We start from the raw sequence: 17,517 nt of genomic DNA on the forward strand, positions 1-17,517 counted from the left end.
CGGTCGCCGGCCGCCGTGGGTGGAAGGATCAGGACGTGCGCGAACGCGGGTTGAGGTACGCGACCAGCACGCCGAGCACGATCATGCGCAGGCTGTCGAAGATCAGCTGCTTGTGCACCAGCGACGCCGGCAGCCGCTGGACCGTGTAGTAGATGAGGAACTGCGGGATCACCGTCAGCAGCGCCACCGCCACGCCGAAGCGCAGGCCCTGGCCGAGCATGCCCTTGCCCGAATCGATGCCCTGCCGGTAGATCCAGGTCATCGCAAACCCGATGCAGACGTCGGCGAGCAGCATCCAATACATGTACTGGCCCGACTCCTCGGGAGTGCGCATGATCGTGCCCGTCAACGGGATGTACTCGCCGGCCAGCAGGAAGCCATGCACCACCCACCCCAGCAGCATCGTGGCGATGGTCATCACCACGCCGGAAATCCAGAAACGCTTGTCCATGTTGACTCCGTGATCCAATGGATCGGCAAGGGAACGAAGCCGGCAGGTAGGGGATCTGGCGACCGCGCGATGCTAGCGCGTCGGCGGGTCGGTCGATACCGGCGACGAGGCCGGGTTGGATGTACCGGCGCGCAGCCGCGGCAGCGGATCCAGCGCGCCGCCGTCGCCGTAAACGCTGTAGTGCAGGTGCGGCGGCGTGCCGCGCGCGTTGCCGGTGTCGCCGACCTGGCCGAGCAGTTGCCCGGCTTCGAGCACGTCGCCGCGTTCCAGGCCGGGCGCCCACGCGTCCAGGTGGGCGTAGTAGTGGCGTTCGCTGGCCGGGCCGATCACCCATACCTGCTTGCCGCCGATCCCGCTGTCGCGCACCGACAGCACCACGCCGCGGGTGGCACTGCGCACCGGCGTGCCGCGCTTGGCGAAAATGTCGATACCGTGGTGGCGGCGGTTGCCGCTGCGCGACGCGCCGAACGTCGGGGCGATGGCACCGGCGGCCACGCCTTGCACGGGCACTATTGATGCGGTCGGGATCGGCATCCGCGCCAGCGCCCACAGCGTGCGCGGCCCGTCCATGACCGGCAGCTGCCAGACCGTGACCGCGACGATCGCCAAGCCAGCACAAAGCAGCACGGCCTTCGCCAGCCGCTGCAGCGGCCCGGCGCGAGCCTGGCCCACACGGGGTTCGTCGACGGTCATGCCGCGACGCTACCCAGCGCGTCGACTGCGCCGCGTCAACGTCGCCGCGCGCGCTTCTTCACGCCGGCGCCGCGCGGCCCGGGCTTAGGCTTCGGGCTGAACACTCCCGGAGATGCCGCCATGGCCCAGACCCGTCTGCCCCGTCCCGCCCGGCTCGCGGTGCTGGCGTGCGCCTTGCTTGCGCCTGTCGCGGCCAACGCGGCCGAGCTCAAGCTGCGCGCGCTGCTCAGCGGCAGCAACGTCGTCTCCGCCACCGAGTCGCCGGCCGTCGGCGAAGCCCGCGTGATGCTCGCCGACGACAACGGCGTACGCGTCGATCTGGTCTATTCCGAACTCGAGGAGAAGGCCATCGGCGCCGAGCTGCGCATCGGCAAGGCGAACGAGAACGGCAGCGTGATCGAGAAGCTGGACCTCGACGTCGACGAAAGCGATGGCCGCGTGGTCGGCGCCTTGTTCGACACCAGCCCGGAGGAGGCCGCGCGCATCCGCGCCGGCGAGGCCTACCTGGTGATCACCACGATCGAGCACCCTAACGGCGTGATCCGCGGCCAGCTGGTTCCGCAACCGGTGCGGCTGCCAGAGCCGCCGCCGGAGTTGCCGCTCGCGGACGACTGACGGCGCCTCCCCGCCGATCTCGCGATGCCCCGCGCCTAAGCGCGTTGCTGCAACGCCATGCGCACTCCCAGCCGATGAACGCCGTGCCCAGCAACCGCTGCTTCCAGCGCGATGCGCCTTGCACCAGCACCGTCGCCGCGGCGAGGTAGGCGAGCAGGGTGGGCGTGTCGAACAGCGGTGTGGCGGGAATCCGGATGGCAGGGCGCGAACTGGCGGGGTACGGGAGCAGAAGCCGCGTGCCCCGTCAGCACCGATAGGGCTCAGGCTGGCTCGGCGGGAGCGGTGCGCAGCTTCTCGATTGCCGCGACGAACGCTTGCGGGCCCGGCCACTGGCCGATGCGGCCGAGCCGGCGCGCACCCCGGAACACGATGAACGCCGGGATGCCGTGCAGGCCGAAACGCGTGCCCATGGTCGGGTCGTCGTAGACGTTGTCGTGCAGCCACTGCACGTCGGGCCACTGGAAGCGCTGCGGGGTCAGCAGCATCTGGCCCTTGGCGATGTCGCAGTTCGGGCAGTCGCGGCCCCACAGGAACAGGATGCGCAGCGCGTCACCATGCGTGGCCAGCACCGCGTCCAGCCCGGCGTCGCTGACACGCTGCATCGGGAAGCGGTCGAAGAACGCGGGGTGGACGGTGTCGGCCATTCGGCAAGGGTCGGGGACGCGCGGGCGGGATGCAAGGCGCGTCGAGAAGGCGAGGGCGCGCCTTCGCACGAGTTCTGAGGGTGCCCTTGAACGAGGCTCCGACTCCCCTCGAGGACCCACCGGCTGCCCGAGCGCACCCATGGAGGGCCCGAGCGACCGCCGCGCAGGCTGCCGGATGCGCGCGCGCACCCGCCTGGAGCAGCGGCCGGATCCGTTGACCTGCTCGTTCGAAGGCCTCGCTGACCGCGTCCAACGGCTAAGCTCGGTGGGCAGCTATAGCGATTTCAGATACTCGACGAGATCGCGTTTCTGCTCCGCAGCCAGTTGCAGCCGGCGCGCCTGGTCGTAGTGCGCCACCACGTCATCGAGCGTCGCCGCGCTGCCGTCGTGGAAGTACGGCGGGTGCTGCCAAAGCCCACGCAGCGGCGTGGTGCGGTAGGCCTTGTTGGTAGTGCGCGCGGCGTAGGCGCCGTCCATGCCGGTGTCCGCCGGCGCGTGCAGCTTGCCGGCGTCGTTGTCGGTGCCGTTGCCACCGACGTGGCAGCTGCTGCAACTGCGGTCGAACACCACGCGGCCGCGGCTTGCGGCAGCGGTATCGAAGCTGCCGGCCGGGGGCCGGGGCGTGGGCAGGCTGTGCTGGTACGCGCGCAGCGCCGCCAGCTTGGGCGTCACCAGGTCGGGCGAATGCGTGACGTCGAGGCCGAGCCGCGGGTCGGCGAAGTTGCCCTGGCCGCCCATCTGGGTCACCGCGACGTAGGCGTTCCAGTACGAGATCGGGCCCTCGGCGGTGTAGGTCTCGTTCTTGACGTGGGCCAGGCCGTACGCGGGCGGCAGCACCAGCGGCGTGTTCTTGCCGTCGATGTTGTAGCGCGGGTCGTACTTGCCCGGTCCCCAGCCGTTGTAGACCGCCTTCTTGTCGGCCGGCAGCGCCGGCGACAACGCGATGATCTTGCCGACGTCGAGGTCGCGGTTGGGCCAGCCGTCGAGGCGGCGACCGATGCCGGGCATCACCGAGTCGTCGACCGTGGAATGGCACAGCGCGCAGGTCACGCCCAGCCTGGTGATGTGGTTGTTGGCGTCGACGCTCGCCTGCAGCCCGACCACGGCATTCATCTTGAGCAGGGCCACGGTCGTGGCCGGGCTCTTCAGGTCGACCTTCTCCAGGATGCCGGGCGGCAGCACCGCGGAATCCACCTTGAGCCCGACCGCGAGTGCGGTGGTCGGGTCGACGTTTTTCTCGACCACTTCATGCAGGCGCAGCTTGTCGGTCCACAGCTGCTCGTCGCCGAAGGTGTCGAAGCGGAACACGCGCTGGCCTTCGGCGATCAGGGCCGGCGACATCTCGGTCTCTTGGGTGGGTTCGGTGGCCGCAACGCCGCCATCGGAGGCGATCGGCGCGCAGCCGTTCAACGCGAGAAGAGTGGCGGCCCCGGCCAGCGTTCCGGCAACCGCAAGGGATGTGCGAGCAGACATGGCTTTCCTCCGGTTATAGCGAAGTAGCGAGTGGCGACGGCTTTTGCCGAAGCCGGCCCAGGATCGTCCCGGCACGGTGACATTGGCGAAAGAAATCGCTCGATGCGACCGCTATGGCGAAGTGACGTTGCCGCGCGACGGACTCGACGCAGGATTGGCGATATCGGCGGCGATGGCCAGCGATGGGTGTGTAAAGCCCGCGCCACGCCGAATGCGTTTCGGCAGTCGCGGACCGGGACGATCCGCGCGAGCTCGCCTGGGTCTGAGGTTTCGTGCACTGGCCCTCAATTCTTTCCGGCCGGTGCCGTTACCGCGGACGGCGGCGCGGATCCGACGCCCGTTGCTGCCCTCATCGCCGAGGCCCGAGAAATCAAGATGATGCGTTGGCTCGTTCTCGTCGCATGCCTGGCCGGGTCGTCGATGGCCCACGCCGCCGATGCGCCGGGCACTTACTCGTTTCGCAGCTATGGTCCGGACCAGGGGCTGCGCAACCAGGCGGTGACCTCGTTGGCGCAGGACCGCGCCGGGTTCCTCTACGTCGGGACCGAGGACGGCCTGTTCCGCTACGACGGCGAGCATTTCCAGCGCCTGGGCGTCGCCAACGGCCTGCCCAGCGACAGCGTGACGGTGCTGCATGCGACCCGCCAAGGGCGCCTGTGGGTCGCCACGGGCAAGGGCATGGTCGCGTGGGCTGGGACGCTGCCCGACCCGCAGGTAGGCGGCGTGTTGTTGCCGGACCAGGAAGTCCTCGGCATTGCCAGTTCCGATTCGGGCCGGTTGCTGGTATCCACCAGCGCCGGCAGTTTCGAGGGCGACGCCCCCCAGCTGAAACCGGTACCCGGCCTGCCACGGCAAGCGGGCGCCGGCTGGCTGGCGCCAGACGGCCGGGAGGCGCTGCTCGCGGTGCGAGGCGTGCTGCATCGACGCGATGCCGCCGGACGCTGGCACGCGCGCCGACTGCCGGCGGCCGTGGCCGGCGAAACCGCCCAGGCGTTGCTCAAGGACAGCCGTGGCCGCATCTGGATCCGCGGACGGCAGATGCTGCTTCGCCTGGACCGATTCGATGCGCCCGTGCAGGACCTCAGTGCGCGCTTGCCCGGCGCGGCCGTGCAGAAGGGCGAGTTGCACCACGATGCGGCGGGCCGGGTATGGGCACCGACCAACCACGGCATCGCGTTTTTCGACGGCGCCGAGCAGGGCCTGATCGACGACGTTCGCGGGCTGCCGAACGAATGGGCGACCACGGTGCTGATGGACCGCGAGGGCAGCTTGTGGGTGGGCAGTGAAGGCGTGCACCGGCTGCAGGGACGCCTGGCCTGGACCTCGTTCAGCCGTCGCCAGGAGCTGCCCTCCGATACCGTCTGGGCGGTCATGCGCGATCGCGCCGGCACGCTGTGGGCCGCCACCAACCGCGGCGTCGCCCACGCATCCGCGCGCGGCTGGGTGGCGTTGCCGGCGACCCAGGCGCGCTCCTTCTACGCCTTTGCCGAAGGTCCCGCCGGCGATCTGTGGATTGGCGGCAACAGCGGCCAGGCCGGCACCAACACCCTGCTGCGGCGCGCTCCGGGCGCGGCGGATTTCCGGCCGGTGCCTCTGACCAGCGCGCGCGGCCCGAGCACGGTCAACAGCCTGGCGTTCGGCGCGGACGGCGCGTTGTATGTCGCCACCATGGCGCACGGCCTGCACCGGCTGACGCCCGCCGGCACCGGCTTCGCCAGCCAGGCCGTGGTCCTGCCGGGCGGGGCGGTCGACGAGCAGATCAACCAGCTGGCGCGCGACCCGGGCGGCCGGTTGTGGGCGGCCGGCATGCGCGGGCTGGCCGTGCACGACGGCAGGCAATGGCGCCGGCTGGGCACCGCTGACGGCCTGCTCGAGTCGCAGGTCGAGACGATCACGCCGGCCGGCGCGCACGGGCTGTGGGTGAGCTACTGGAACGTCGACGGCTTGAGCCGCGTGCGCGTCCTGGCGGGCGGCCCGCGGGTCGTCGAGCACGTCACCCGACCGGACGCTCTCGTCGGCGACACGGTCTACTCGGCCGGACTGGACCGGCACGGGATTGTCTGGCTGGGCACCGCGATGGGGGTCAAGCGCTGGCGCCACGGGCGGATCGAGCGCTTCGGCCGCGCCGACGGCTTGCCGGGCGACGATGCCTCGGCCAACGCGTTCTGGGCCGATGCCAACGGCGACCTGTGGTTCGGGATGGCCAACGGCCTGGCGCACTTCGATGCACGCCACGACGCCGGAGTGCCCAAGCCACCGGTGACCCTGGTGACCTCGGTCCAGGATGGCCAGGCTCGGCACTTGGCCGCGGCCATTGCGCAGGTGGCCTGGGACGACCGCGCGCTGACCTTTCGTTTTGCCGCGTTGAGCTTCCTCGACGAAACCCGGATCCAGCGCCAGGTCCGCCTGCTCGGCTTCGAGAATGCATGGCGTGACACCCGCGTCAGCGAGGCCCGCTACACCGGACTGCTGCCGGGGCGTTATCGGTTCCAGGTGCGCGCCCGCTACGGGGCCGGCGCGTTCGGTCCGATCGCCACCCGCACCGTCGCCGTGTTGCCGCCCTGGTGGCTGACGTGGTGGTTCCTGGCGCTGACGGTTGCTGCGGTCGTGCTGCTGGCGGTGCTGGCCCTGCGCTGGTGGCTCCGGCGCCTGCGTCGCAAGAACCTGCAGCTGGAGGCGCTGGTCGCGGCACGGACCCGGGAATTGCAGGTCGCCAATGCAGCGCTGGAGGAAGCGAGCATGGTCGACCCGCTGACGGGCCTGAAGAATCGGCGCTACCTGGCGGTCTTCATGCCCGAAGAACTGGCCCGCTGCCTGCGTCAACGGCGGGTCGACGCGGACGAAGCGCGCGACGCACGCGGACGCAATCTCGACCTGTGCCTGCTGATGGTCGACCTGGATCACTTCAAGTCGGTCAACGACACCCACGGCCATGCCGCGGGCGACCTGGTGCTGCGGCAGGTTGCGCAGGTGATGCGCGCGGCCTGCCGCGAGTCGGACGTTGTGGTGCGGTGGGGCGGCGAAGAGTTCCTGATCCTCGCGCGCAATGCCGATCGCGACCAGGCGCAGGTGCTGGCGGCGATGGTGTGCGACGCGGTGCGCGCGCACCCGTTCGACCTGGGCAATGGCGTGGTGCTGCGCAAGACCTGTTCGCTGGGCTTCAGCGCCTTTCCGCTGGTTCCCGGCCAGCCGGAGCGGTTCGGCTGGGAGGCGGCGGTTGAGCTGGCCGACCAGTGCTTGTACGCGGCCAAGAACAGCGGCCGCGATGGCTGGGTGGGCTGCCTGGTGCAGGATCCGGTGGCGGCGGCCGACGGCGCGTTACCGGCCATGCAGGAACTGGCCGGGGATGGGCAGGGCCGGATCCTGAGCTCGTTTCCCGAAAGTTCCGTGCCCGCAGGAACCAACGGAATAGCGGCTACGCGGGGCGAGGCGCCGCGGTGGCAACCCGGGATTGGCCGCGAGGCCGCCGCGCTGCAGCCCGGGCCAGTTTGCACGGAATAAATTCCCCTGCCGCGCACGGCCACTGCGCCAGCTGGCCCACGCCGTCAGCCGAGGGCGCGGCGCAGCGGTTCCCAGTAATTGGCGTGCCATCCATTGGCTAGGTGCTCGCGCGCATCTTCGGGAAAGCCCGTGTGGTCGAACACCAACTGCGTTTCCGCGCCGCGCGGGGCAAGTTCAAACCGGGCAATCGAATACACGCCTTCCGGCCAGTTGCCGACACGCCAGGCTTGGACGATGCGTCGATCGGCAACGAGTTCGACGTTCCTGCCGGTAATCATGCCGCCGAAGCACGAAAACGCGCCGCCCGCGCGGCCGTCGATTTCGGTCGGGGCACCCCCGCTCATGGCGCTGAATTGCGCGGCGTCGAGCAGCGCCGCATAGACGCGGTCGGGGCTCGCGGCAATCGCGATTTCCTGATGGATCGAGGTGGGCATGAGGTCGCCTCCAGCGGGAGTGGCGCGGCCGGAACCACCAAGGCGGTGGAGCCGGGGCGTCGGCGCTTTGACAGCTTACGTCTCGCGTAGAGCCGAAGCCTTGCTCGCAACGGCTGAACTGCTTTGCCGGAATCGGGGGCGGTCGTCGGCGATTTCGAACCACGGCAGTTGGTGCTGGGTCCAGACGTGGTCGTCGGGGCGGACGCGCTCCGGCGCATCCAGGCTGCCGACCGCGACCTGCACGCGCTCGGACAGCACTTCCTCGTGCATCGACAGCGTGCTGCCGCGGCGCGGGCAGAAGCCGCGCTCGGCGTACTCGGACGATCGGTAGCGGCTCGGCTTGCCCCCGATCCATGCGAACGCGTCAGCCGGGAAGTGCGCGAACGCCAGCGCCGTCGCGCCCGAGTGGCGGCGGCACATCGGGCAGTGGCAGATGACCACGCGCAGCGGCGCCGCGCTGGCGCGATAGCGGATCGCGCCGCACAGGCAGCCGCCTTCGAACACCTCGGTGGCCGGCATCAATCCTCTTCCGCCTTGGGCTTGTACGCCGCGATCAACTTCTGCTGCACCGGTGCCGGCACCGGTTCGTAGTGGCTGAAGTCGAGCGAGTAGCGGCCGCGCCCCGCAGTCACCGATTTGAGTTCCGCCGCGTAGCCCTCCAGCTCCGACAGCGGCACCTGCGCCTTGACCACGATCTCGTTGCCGCGCACCGCGTCGGTGCCGTTGATGCGCGCGCGCTTGCTGGCCAGGCCGCCGCTGATGTCGCCCATGTGCTGCTCGGGCGCGCTGACCTCCAGGTCGACGATCGGTTCGAGCACCTGCGGCCGGGCCTTGGCAATCGCGTCGAGGAAGGCCTTCTTGCCGGCGGCGATGAACGCGATCTCCTTGCTGTCGACGCTGTGGTGCTTGCCGTCGTAGACGATCACGCGCACGTCCTGCATCGGGTAGCCGGCCACCGCGCCGCCGTGCAGCACCTGGCGCACGCCTTTCTCGACCGCGGGCAGGAACTGGCCGGGGATGGTGCCGCCCTTGACCGCGTCGACGAACTCGAAGCCGCCGCCGCGCGGCAGCGGTTCGATCCGCAGGAACACCTCGCCGAACTGGCCGGCGCCGCCGGTCTGCTTCTTGTGGCGGTGGTGGCCTTCGGCCTTGCCGCTGACGGTTTCGCGGTAGGCGATGCGCGGCGGGCGCGAGCTCACGTCGACGCCGTACTTCTCCTTCAGCCGCTCCAGGTTGACGCGCAGGTGCAGGTCGGACAGGCCGCGGACCACGGTCTCGTTGGTCTCGGCCTCGTGTTCGACGTGGAAGCAGGGGTCCTCCTCGGCGAGCTTGTGCAGCGCGGTCGCGAGCTTCTGTTCCTGACCCTTGCTGGTGGCGTCGATCGCCAGCCCGAACATCGGCTTGGGGAAGTCGAGCGGCGACAGGTGGATGTGGTCCTCGTCGTGGCTGTCGTGCAGCACCGCGTCGAAGTGCAGCTCGTCGACCTTGGCGATCGCGGCGATGTCGCCGGGGATGGCCTGCTCGATCTCGACGTGTTCCTTGCCCTTGAGCTTGAACAGGTGGCCGACCTTGAACGGCTTCTTGCCGTCATCGACGTACAGCTGGGTGTCGCGCCTGACCGTGCCCTGGTAGACGCGGAACACGCCGAGCTTGCCGACGAAGGGGTCGTTGACGATCTTGAACACGTCGGCGATCACGTGCGCCTTCGGGTCGGGCGTCGCCTCGATGCGCTGGCGTTCGGGGCCTTTCTCGAAGGGCGGCGGGTTGGCCTCGGCCGGGTTCGGGAAGTGCTGCTCGGCGGCGTCGAGCAGCTCCCTGACGCCGACGCCGCTGCGCGCCGAGCAGAACAGCACCGGCACCAGGTGGCCCTCGCGCAGGCATTGCTCGAACGCCTCGTGCAGCTCCTCGCCTGACAGGCCACCCTCGCCGAGGTCGAGGTAGTGCTCCATCACGCTCTCGTTGATCTCGACCACCTGGTCGATGATCTTCTGGTGCCAGTCGGCGACCGGTCCCAGGTCACTGTCGCCGCTGGTATTGCCGAAGCAGTCGACGACCTGCTTGCCGCCGTCGGCGGGCAGGTTCAGCGGCAGGCATTCGTTGCCGAACACCTCGCGCAGTTCGGCCAGCACGCGCGCGTTGTCGGCCTCGGCGTGGTCGATCTTGTTGACCACGATCACCCGGCACAGGCCGCGTGCCTTGGCGTGCTCCATCATCCGCCGCGCGCCGTACTCGACGCCGGTGCCGGCGTCGACCACCACCACCACCGTCTCGACCGCGGCCAGCGCCGACAGCGCGGGGCCGCGGAAGTCGGGGTAGCCCGGGGTGTCGATCAGGTTGAGGTGGATCGGTTCGCCGTTTGCTGCGGCGTGGTCGATGCTGGCGATCGCGGCGTCGAGCGAGTGGCCGCGCTGCTTCTCGATCGGGTCGAAGTCGGACACGGTGCTGCCGCGTTCGATGCTGCCTGCCGTCTGGAGGGTGCCGCCGGCGTGCAGCAGGGCTTCGAAAAGCGTGGTTTTGCCGGCGGCGGGGTGGCCTGCCAAGGCCACGTTGCGGATGGATTGAGTGCTGTACGGCATGACCGGACTTCTCCCTGTCGTGAGGGTGGGAAGGCCGTCATGGCTGTCCGCGCTTCGCGCCGAAGCACGGGGCGCTCGGCGGGCGGTCATGGCGGGTGCCGGCGCAGGAGGCCGGAGGAGCAAGCCTCGCGCCGCGGGGTGGGCGCGGTCAAGTACAAGGTGCTGCGCCGGATTGCCGGTCCGCGTTTGCGCCCTCCCTTGCGCAGCAGGGGAGGGTTGGGGAGGGGTGCTCTTGCTCCTGATCTTCTGCTCCGCTGAGCACCCAGCAAGGACAAAGCACAAAGCACCCCCTCCCAACCTCCCCCTGCTGCGCAGGGGAGGGGCTCAAGGCAAGCCGCACGCGCCGCTAACACCCGCGTCGTTACGCTGCCGCCTTCCCCACGCAAGGAGTCGACCATGGGCATTTCCCGCCACGCCACCGCACATTGGGAAGGCGACCTCAAGAGCGGCCGCGGCCAGCTCAGCACGCCGCAGAGCGGCCTGATGGACAACACCCGATACGCGTTCAACAGCCGCTTTGGCGACGAGAAGGGCACGAACCCGGAAGAACTGATCGCCGCCGCGCACGCGGGCTGCTTCACGATGGCGCTGTCGGCGAAGCTGACGGAGGCCGGGCACCCGCCGACCACGCTCGACACCCGCGCCGAAGTCGACCTGTCGATGGAAGGCGGGCCGTCGCTGTCGCAGATCCGGCTCAAGGTCAACGCGCAGGTGCCCGGCATCGACGACGCGAAGTTCCAGGCGATCGCCAAGGATGCGAAGGAAAACTGCCCGGTGTCGAAGGCGCTAAGCGCGGTGCCGATCAGCCTGGAAGCGAAGCTGCTGGGCTAGCGCTGCAGCCGGTACGCGCTGACGGTGCTCGGTTCCCAGTTCGGCACGATCAGGCGGTCGCCGAGCAGGATGAAATCGTTGAGGTAGTGCTTGGCCTCGCGCTGGTCGAGCAGCACCGTCGAGGCGCCGTCGCCGGCGACGTGGAACAGCCGGCCGGGCCACTCGCCGACCAGGTAAGTGCCGTCGCGCAGCGCGACCACGCCATCGGCGTTGCCCAGGCCCTCGGCGAGCGGGGTGATCGCGCGCGTGTTCCAGTCGACCGCCAGCAGGCGGCCCTGCATCGTGGTCACGATCAGGCGTTCGCGCTCGGGCAGCAGGCCGTTGATGCTGCGCAGCAGGTCGTGCTCCAGCCACAGCTGCATGCGGCCGTCGCGCCAGGCGTGGATGCGCGCCTTCGCCGAATCGCTGACCAGCACCGTGCCGTCGGCGGTGACCGCGACGTCGTTGAGGAAGCCCGCGCCCTCGACGGCGTGCCTGGCGACGGTGCGGCCGGTGCCGGCGTCGATCTCGACCAGTGCGGTCACGTCGGACACGAACAGGCGCGCGCCCGCCAAGGCCAGGCCCTTGGGGGCGTCAAGTCCGGTCGCCCATTCGCGTTCGAGGATCGCGCCATCCAGCGACACCCGGGAGATGAAGCCGTTGCCATCGCGCGCGTCGCCTTCGCCGGCGACGTTGGAGACGTAGAGGAACTCGCCGGTTGCGTCCGGGATCGCGCTTTCGGGGTTGGCGAATCCGGGCGTCGACCACAAGGGCGTCAGCGTGGGCAGGCGCGACTGGGTCGCGCAACCGGACAGGGCGAGGACGCACGCGATTGCCAGGGCAGTCTTGGGCACGTTCTGATCCTCGTTGGGTAGGGATGCACCGTAGGCCCCGCTACCTGGCAGCGGCATGTGCTGGAAGTCCGGCACCCGTCCGCGCTGCCAACGGTTTTGCCGCACTGATGCGGACAGGGTCGCGCGGTAGGCTGTGCGCCCACGTTTGCATGGCATGCCCATGAGCGATGACGAACCGATGTTCGATACCGAGCCTGTCGCTGCCGGCACGACGGCGTTGGGCGCATGAGCGCGGCGGTGCGCGAAGCCTTGTTCGTGCACGGCGCCGGCGGCGGTGGCTGGGAGTGGAATGCCTGGTGCGCGGCGTTCGCCGCGCACGGCATCGCGTGCCACGCGCCGGACCTGCAGCCGTCGCCGGCCGGCCTCGGCGCGACCACGTTCGCCGACTACCTCGCGCAGGTGCGTGCCGCGATCAACGCGCTGCCGCGGCCGCGCGTGCTCGTCGGCGCCAGCCTCGGTGGTCTGCTCGCGATGGCGTGCGCGGACGCCGCCGATGCGCTGGTGCTCATCAACCCGATGCCGCCGTTGCCATGGTCCGCGCAGTTGCCCCAACGTGAGTGGCCCGGCGTGGTGCCGTGGCGGCGCGACGCGCGGCTGGTCTCGACCCGACGCGTGTTGCCCGATGCCGACGATGCCAGCGCACTGTTCGCATTCCGCCACTGGCGCGACGAGTCCGGCGCGGTGCTGCGCGCGGCCGGCGAGGGCATTGCGATACCGATGCCGGCGTGCCGGGTGCTGTGCATCGCCTCGACACGGGACGACGACGTGCCGCCAATGCTCACTGCCTCGCTCGCCGACGCCTGGGGCGCGAGCCTGCTGCGGGTGCCGTCGCCCAGCCACGTCGGCCCGTTGCTGGGGCGCGAGGCGGCCACGGTCGCGGCCCAGGCCGCGGCCTGGCTGTCGGCCAGCTAAACGTTTCACGCCGCCTTTTCCGGGTTCAGCTTCGGTTGACTCCGCTGACCCGAGCATCCGCCTACGCCATCCCGGCGTGTGGAGCCCCGACATGAAGCGCCTGTTCGTTTCGATCCTTGCCCTGAGCCTTGCGGCGACGACCGCCACGGCGTCCGCACAGTCCTATGGCTATGGCCAGCCCTATCCCGATCGTTACGGCCAGAGCAACAGCTCGCAGTACGACTATGCGCGCGTGATCCGGGTCGACCCGGTGTTCGACTCGCGCTCGGGCTATGGCAACTCGGGCTACAACAACTCGGGCTACAACGGTTCTGGCTACAACCAGGTCAGCAACGGCCAGAACTGCTACGAGGATCGCAGCTACGTCGGTGGCAACGACCCGTACTACGGCAATGGCAATGGTTACGCCAACAGCGGCTACAACGATGGCTATGGCCGGAACGACGGCTACTACGACCAGTACGGCAACCGCCGCAGCGTCGGCACGGCAGGTGGCAGCACCATGGCCACGGTGATCGGTGGCGTGGTCGGCGCGGTGCTCGGCAGCCAGGTCGGTGGCGGCAGCGCGCGCTACGCGACCTCGGCAATCGGCACCATGGTCGGCGGCGTCGCCGGTCGACAGATCTACGAGCAGACCCAGCGCAACCGCAACCGCAGCGGCACCGTGCGCGTGTGCGACCCGGTGCCGAGCAACGGCCGCTACGCCTCCAACAGCTACAACGACCGTTCGGTCAACGCCTACAACGTGACCTACGAGTACGCCGGTCGCCAGTACACCACCCGCACCAACTACCACCCGGGCGACCGCATCCGCGTGCGTGTGGACGTGCGGCCGGAATGACCGGAGCGCCGGCGCGGTAAACAACGAAGGGGCCCGCGGGCCCCTTCTTCATTTCTTGGTTGAAACCCGCCCTACGGCCAGTCGATCGTGCCCTGCACGACGTTGCACACGCGGCCGCCGGACCAGACCTCGCCGGCTTCGTCGACACGCAGGTCGATGATCGCGTCGTGGCCGACTTCGCGGCCCTGGCTGACGCGGTAGTGGCCATCGCCGCCGGGCAACGCGTCGCGCGTGGCCAGCCAGGCGGCGAGCGTAGCGTTGGCCGCACCGGATGCGGCGTCCTCGAAGCGCGCGGGCGCGCCGACGAACGCGCGTACCGCGTAGTAGTAGACCGGGTCGGTGCTGCGCGCGTAGACGAACAGCCCCATGCTCTCGGTGGCCTGGGCGAGCGCGGCGACCGCGTCCCAGTCGGGCGCGGCGGTGCGAAGCGCGGCCTCGTCGGCCAGTTCGGCCAGCCACCAGCGCCGGCCGCCGTCCATCAGCACCGGCGGCAACGCCCCGAGCTTCAGCCCCTGCAAGGCCGGGCGCAGGCGCGGGTCGTCGGGGGTGGCGGTTTCCAGCACCCTCGCGCGCGGCGTGCGCACCGCGATCGTGCGGCTGCGGCCTGCGCCGACCACGCGCAGCGGCAGCACCCCGGCGCTGCCTTCTTGGTGCAGCAGGCCGTAAGCATCGGGCTTGGCCAGCCCGGCCTCGAGTACCACGTGCGCGGTGCCGACGCTCGGATGCCCGGCGAACGGCACCTCGCGGCGCGGGCTGAACATGCGGATGTGGTAGCTGGCGCCGGCCTGCGTCGGCGGCAGCACGAAGGTGGTCTCCGGCAGCCGCGTCCACTTCGCGATCGCCTGCATGGTGTCGTCGTCCAGGCCTTCGGCATCGAGCACCACCGCCAGCGGGTTGCCGGCGCCGGGACGGTCGGCGAATACATCCAGTTGCAGGTAGCGGCGCAGCGTCATCGGCGGGGGTCCGAGGTGGGTTGTTCGACTAGAATCGACGGTTCGTACCCGGGCTGGCGAGCCATGCCCCGGGCGAACGCGCAATTCTACGGCTGGGGACGGGTGTGGTGGCGGAAGCGAATCGTTGGCTGGTACTCAAGTTCGGCGGCACTTCGGTGTCCCGCCGCAACCGTTGGGACACCGTCGGACGCATCGCCGCCAAACGCATGGCCGACGAGAACGCGCGGGTGCTGGTGGTGGTGTCGGCGCTGACCGGGGTCACCAACGAGTTGCAGGCCATCGCGAGCGCGCCGGCCGGCGCCGGCGACGATATCGCCGCGCGCGTGGCCGCTCTGGTCGAACGTCACCGCGCGTTCTGCGCCGAACTCGAGCTGGATGCAGACACCGTGCTCGGCGAACGCCTGGCCGGCCTGCAGGCACTGGTGATCGATGCGCGCGCCAGCGAACGCACGCTCGATTGGCAGGCCGACGTGCTGGCGCAGGGCGAGTTGCTGTCGTCGACGCTCGGCGCGGCTTACCTCGCGTCGCAAGGCCTGGATTTCGGCTGGTGCGATGCGCGCGGCTGGCTCGACGCGGTTTCCCTGCCCAACGCCAGCCCATGGGCGTCGCGGCTGTCGGTCAATTGTCGGCGCGAGGCCGATGCCGGCTTCGGCGAGCGCTTCGCGCAGCAACCCGCGCGCATGCTGATCACCCAGGGCTTCATCGCCCGCCACGCCGATGGCGGCACCGCGATCCTCGGACGGGGTGGTTCTGACACGTCGGCCGCGTACTTCGGGGCGCTGCTGCAGGCGCAGCGGGTGGAGATCTGGACCGACGTGCCCGGCATGTTCAGCGCCAACCCGCGCGAGGTGCCCGACGCGCGCCTGCTCGCGCGGCTGGACTACGCCGAGGCGCAGGAGATCGCCACCACCGGCGCCAAGGTGCTGCACCCGCGCTCGATCGCGCCGTGCCGCGACGCCAACGTGCCAATGAGTATTCTGGACACCGAGCGCCCGGAGCTGCCCGGCACGCGCATCGACGCGAGCGCCGCGACCGTGCCCGGCGTCAAGGCGATCAGCCGCCGCAACGGGATTGTCCTCGTGTCGATGGAAAGCATCGGCATGTGGCAGCAGGTCGGCTTCCTGGCCGACATCTTCGAGCGCTTCAAGCGCCACGGCCTGTCGGTCGACCTGATCGGCTCGTCGGAGACCAACGTCACCGTCTCGCTCGACCCCAGCGAGAACCTGGTCACCACCAACGTGCTGGAGGCGCTGTCGGCCGACCTGTCGGAGGTGTGCCGGGTCAAGGTGATCGCGCCGTGCGCGGCGATTACGTTGGTCGGGCGCGGCATGCGTTCGCTGCTGCACCGGCTGAGCGACATCTGGGCGACGTTCGGGCAGGAGCGCGTGCACCTGATCTCGCAGTCGTCCAACGACCTCAACCTGACCTTCGTGATCGACGAGGCCGACGCCGACGGCCTGCTGCCGCAGCTGCACGCTGAACTGGTGCGCGGCGGGGCGATGCCGGTGCTCGACGCCAGCGTGTTCGGCCCGAGCTGGCGCGAGATCGCGCACGGCAAGCCGCAACGCGCCACGCCGTGGTGGGTCAGCGCGCGCACGGCCTTGCTGCAGCACGCGCAGGCCGGCACCCCGCGCTACGTCTACGACCTGGCGACGGTGCGCGAACGTGCGCGGTCGCTGGCGTCGGCGCCCGCGGTCGACCGCTGCTTCTACGCGATCAAGGCCAATCCGCACCCGGCGATCCTGGGCACGATCGCCGATGAAGGCTTCGGCCTGGAATGCGTGTCGCAGGGCGAACTCGAGCACGTGTTCGCGACGCTGCCCCAGCTGTCGCCGCAGCGCGTGCTGTTCACCCCGAGTTTCGCGCCGCGTCGCGAGTACGAGGCCGCATTCGCACGCGGTGTCACCGTCACCCTCGACAACATCGAGGCGCTGCAGCGCTGGCCCGAGGTGTTCCGCGGCCGCACGATCTGGCTGCGGCTCGACCTCGGCCACGGTGAGGGCCATCACGAGAAAGTCCGCACCGGCGGCGTCGCGGCCAAGTTCGGCCTGCCGGTCGCGCGCTTCGACGCGTTCCTGGCCGAAGCACGCAAACTCGGCCTGCGCATCAGCGGCCTGCACGCGCACCTGGGCAGCGGCATCGACGACCCGCGCCACTGGCGCGAGGTCTACGCCCACCTGGCCGGCCTGGCCGACAACGTCGGCACCGTCGAGACGCTCGACATCGGCGGCGGGTTGCCGGTGCCGTACACGCCCGACGCGCAGGACTTCGACCTCGCGAACTGGCGTGCCGGCCTGGACGAAATCAAGGCCGCGTACCCGCGCTACGGGCTGGCGATCGAGCCGGGCCGCTACCTGGTCGCCGAGGCCGGGGCGTTGCTGCTGACCGTCACCCAGGTAGTCGAGAAGGACGGCGTGCGCCGCGTCGGCGCCGACGCCGGCATGAACGCGCTGCTGCGCCCGGCGATGTACGAGGCCTACCACGGCATCCACAACCTGAGCCGGCTCGATGATGCGGTTGCCGCGGCGTTCGACGTGGTCGGGCCGATCTGCGAGACCGGCGACGTGCTCGGTCGCGACCGCCTGCTGCCGCTGGCCACCAGCGAGGGCGACGTGCTGCTGGTCGCCGACGCCGGCGCCTACGGCATGGCGATGGCCAACACCTACAACCTGCGGGCATTGCCGGCCGAGCATGTGATCGCGTAGGGCGGGCCCTGGCCCGCCTCCTACTCACGCATTGATGCAACGGCGGGCCTGGGCC

Annotated in this window: 15 protein-coding genes; 6 read left to right on the forward strand and 9 right to left on the reverse strand. The window is 70.1% G+C overall.

Annotated elements, in window-relative coordinates:
• Positions 1 to 28: 28 nt before the first annotated feature.
• Both ACFQZQ_RS08905 and ACFQZQ_RS08910 read right to left on the reverse strand, forming a co-directional pair.
• The gene (locus ACFQZQ_RS08905) at positions 29 to 451 is read right to left on the reverse strand and encodes a hypothetical protein (RefSeq protein WP_386812397.1); all 423 of its coding nucleotides are present in this window, start codon (positions 449 to 451) and stop codon (positions 29 to 31) included.
• Between the two features lie 72 nt (positions 452 to 523).
• Positions 524 to 1,144, reverse strand: coding sequence for a M23 family metallopeptidase (locus tag ACFQZQ_RS08910; protein ID WP_386812398.1), 621 nt, complete (start codon positions 1,142 to 1,144; stop codon positions 524 to 526).
• 120 nt (positions 1,145 to 1,264) lie between these two features.
• On the opposite strand from ACFQZQ_RS08910, the gene ACFQZQ_RS08915 reads away from it, so the two are divergent.
• A complete protein-coding gene (locus ACFQZQ_RS08915) occupies positions 1,265 to 1,759 on the forward strand; it encodes a CHRD domain-containing protein (protein ID WP_386812399.1) in 495 nt (164 codons plus the stop codon).
• 260 nt (positions 1,760 to 2,019) lie between these two features.
• Here the strand turns inward: ACFQZQ_RS08915 and ACFQZQ_RS08920 are convergent, their stop codons facing one another.
• Both ACFQZQ_RS08920 and ACFQZQ_RS08925 read right to left on the reverse strand, forming a co-directional pair.
• Positions 2,020 to 2,403, reverse strand: a complete 384-nt coding sequence (locus tag ACFQZQ_RS08920; protein ID WP_386812400.1) for a hypothetical protein — start codon at positions 2,401 to 2,403, stop codon at positions 2,020 to 2,022.
• A 273-nt stretch (positions 2,404 to 2,676) separates the two neighbouring features.
• Entirely contained in the window at positions 2,677 to 3,876 is a 1,200-nt protein-coding gene (locus tag ACFQZQ_RS08925) for a c-type cytochrome (protein ID WP_386812401.1), read from the reverse strand.
• A 378-nt stretch (positions 3,877 to 4,254) separates the two neighbouring features.
• Here ACFQZQ_RS08925 and ACFQZQ_RS08930 point away from each other — a divergent pair, with 378 nt between their 5' ends.
• Positions 4,255 to 7,377, forward strand: coding sequence for a diguanylate cyclase (locus ACFQZQ_RS08930; protein ID WP_386812402.1), 3,123 nt, complete (start codon positions 4,255 to 4,257; stop codon positions 7,375 to 7,377).
• A 44-nt stretch (positions 7,378 to 7,421) separates the two neighbouring features.
• On the opposite strand, the gene ACFQZQ_RS08935 is transcribed toward ACFQZQ_RS08930, so the two are convergent.
• The 3 genes from ACFQZQ_RS08935 to fusA all read right to left on the reverse strand — a co-directional run bounded on the left by ACFQZQ_RS08935 (position 7,422) and on the right by fusA (position 10,387).
• Complete coding sequence (locus ACFQZQ_RS08935) at positions 7,422 to 7,811, reverse strand: SRPBCC domain-containing protein (protein ID WP_386812403.1); 390 nt, start codon at positions 7,809 to 7,811, stop codon at positions 7,422 to 7,424.
• Between the two features lie 75 nt (positions 7,812 to 7,886).
• The gene (locus ACFQZQ_RS08940; protein WP_386812404.1) at positions 7,887 to 8,330 is read right to left on the reverse strand and encodes a GFA family protein; all 444 of its coding nucleotides are present in this window, start codon (positions 8,328 to 8,330) and stop codon (positions 7,887 to 7,889) included.
• On the reverse strand, positions 8,330 to 10,387 hold the full coding sequence (gene fusA / locus ACFQZQ_RS08945; protein WP_386812405.1) for an elongation factor G: 2,058 nt from the start codon (positions 10,385 to 10,387) through the stop codon (positions 8,330 to 8,332). The genes ACFQZQ_RS08940 and fusA overlap by 1 nt, the downstream gene beginning before the upstream one ends.
• Before the next feature lie 396 nt (positions 10,388 to 10,783).
• Between fusA and ACFQZQ_RS08950 the strand changes: the two genes are divergently transcribed.
• Positions 10,784 to 11,218 (forward strand): OsmC family protein, encoded by a 435-nt coding sequence (locus ACFQZQ_RS08950; protein ID WP_386812406.1) that lies wholly within the window; start codon positions 10,784 to 10,786, stop codon positions 11,216 to 11,218.
• Here ACFQZQ_RS08950 and ACFQZQ_RS08955 read toward each other — a convergent pair.
• Positions 11,215 to 12,051 (reverse strand): SMP-30/gluconolactonase/LRE family protein, encoded by an 837-nt coding sequence (locus ACFQZQ_RS08955; protein WP_386812407.1) that lies wholly within the window; start codon positions 12,049 to 12,051, stop codon positions 11,215 to 11,217. The two genes, ACFQZQ_RS08950 and ACFQZQ_RS08955, sit on opposite strands and share 4 nt — an antisense overlap.
• A gap of 225 nt (positions 12,052 to 12,276) precedes the next feature.
• Between ACFQZQ_RS08955 and ACFQZQ_RS08960 the strand changes: the two genes are divergently transcribed.
• Positions 12,277 to 12,963 carry an alpha/beta hydrolase gene (locus ACFQZQ_RS08960; RefSeq protein WP_386812408.1) on the forward strand — a complete coding sequence of 229 codons (687 nt, stop codon included), beginning with the start codon at positions 12,277 to 12,279 and terminating at the stop codon, positions 12,961 to 12,963.
• Between the two features lie 91 nt (positions 12,964 to 13,054).
• Positions 13,055 to 13,804, forward strand: a complete 750-nt coding sequence (locus tag ACFQZQ_RS08965; RefSeq protein ID WP_386812409.1) for a glycine zipper 2TM domain-containing protein — start codon at positions 13,055 to 13,057, stop codon at positions 13,802 to 13,804.
• A gap of 71 nt (positions 13,805 to 13,875) precedes the next feature.
• On the opposite strand, the gene ACFQZQ_RS08970 is transcribed toward ACFQZQ_RS08965, so the two are convergent.
• The gene (locus tag ACFQZQ_RS08970; RefSeq protein WP_386812410.1) at positions 13,876 to 14,757 is read right to left on the reverse strand and encodes a PhzF family phenazine biosynthesis protein; all 882 of its coding nucleotides are present in this window, start codon (positions 14,755 to 14,757) and stop codon (positions 13,876 to 13,878) included.
• A 107-nt stretch (positions 14,758 to 14,864) separates the two neighbouring features.
• Here ACFQZQ_RS08970 and ACFQZQ_RS08975 point away from each other — a divergent pair, with 107 nt between their 5' ends.
• Positions 14,865 to 17,462, forward strand: coding sequence for a bifunctional aspartate kinase/diaminopimelate decarboxylase (locus tag ACFQZQ_RS08975; RefSeq protein ID WP_386812411.1), 2,598 nt, complete (start codon positions 14,865 to 14,867; stop codon positions 17,460 to 17,462).
• The last annotated feature ends 55 nt before the right edge of the window (positions 17,463 to 17,517 follow it).

Origin of the sequence: Lysobacter koreensis, assembly GCF_042677045.1 — a bacterium.
In the GTDB taxonomy this organism is placed as follows: domain Bacteria; phylum Pseudomonadota; class Gammaproteobacteria; order Xanthomonadales; family Xanthomonadaceae; genus Lysobacter_K; species Lysobacter_K koreensis.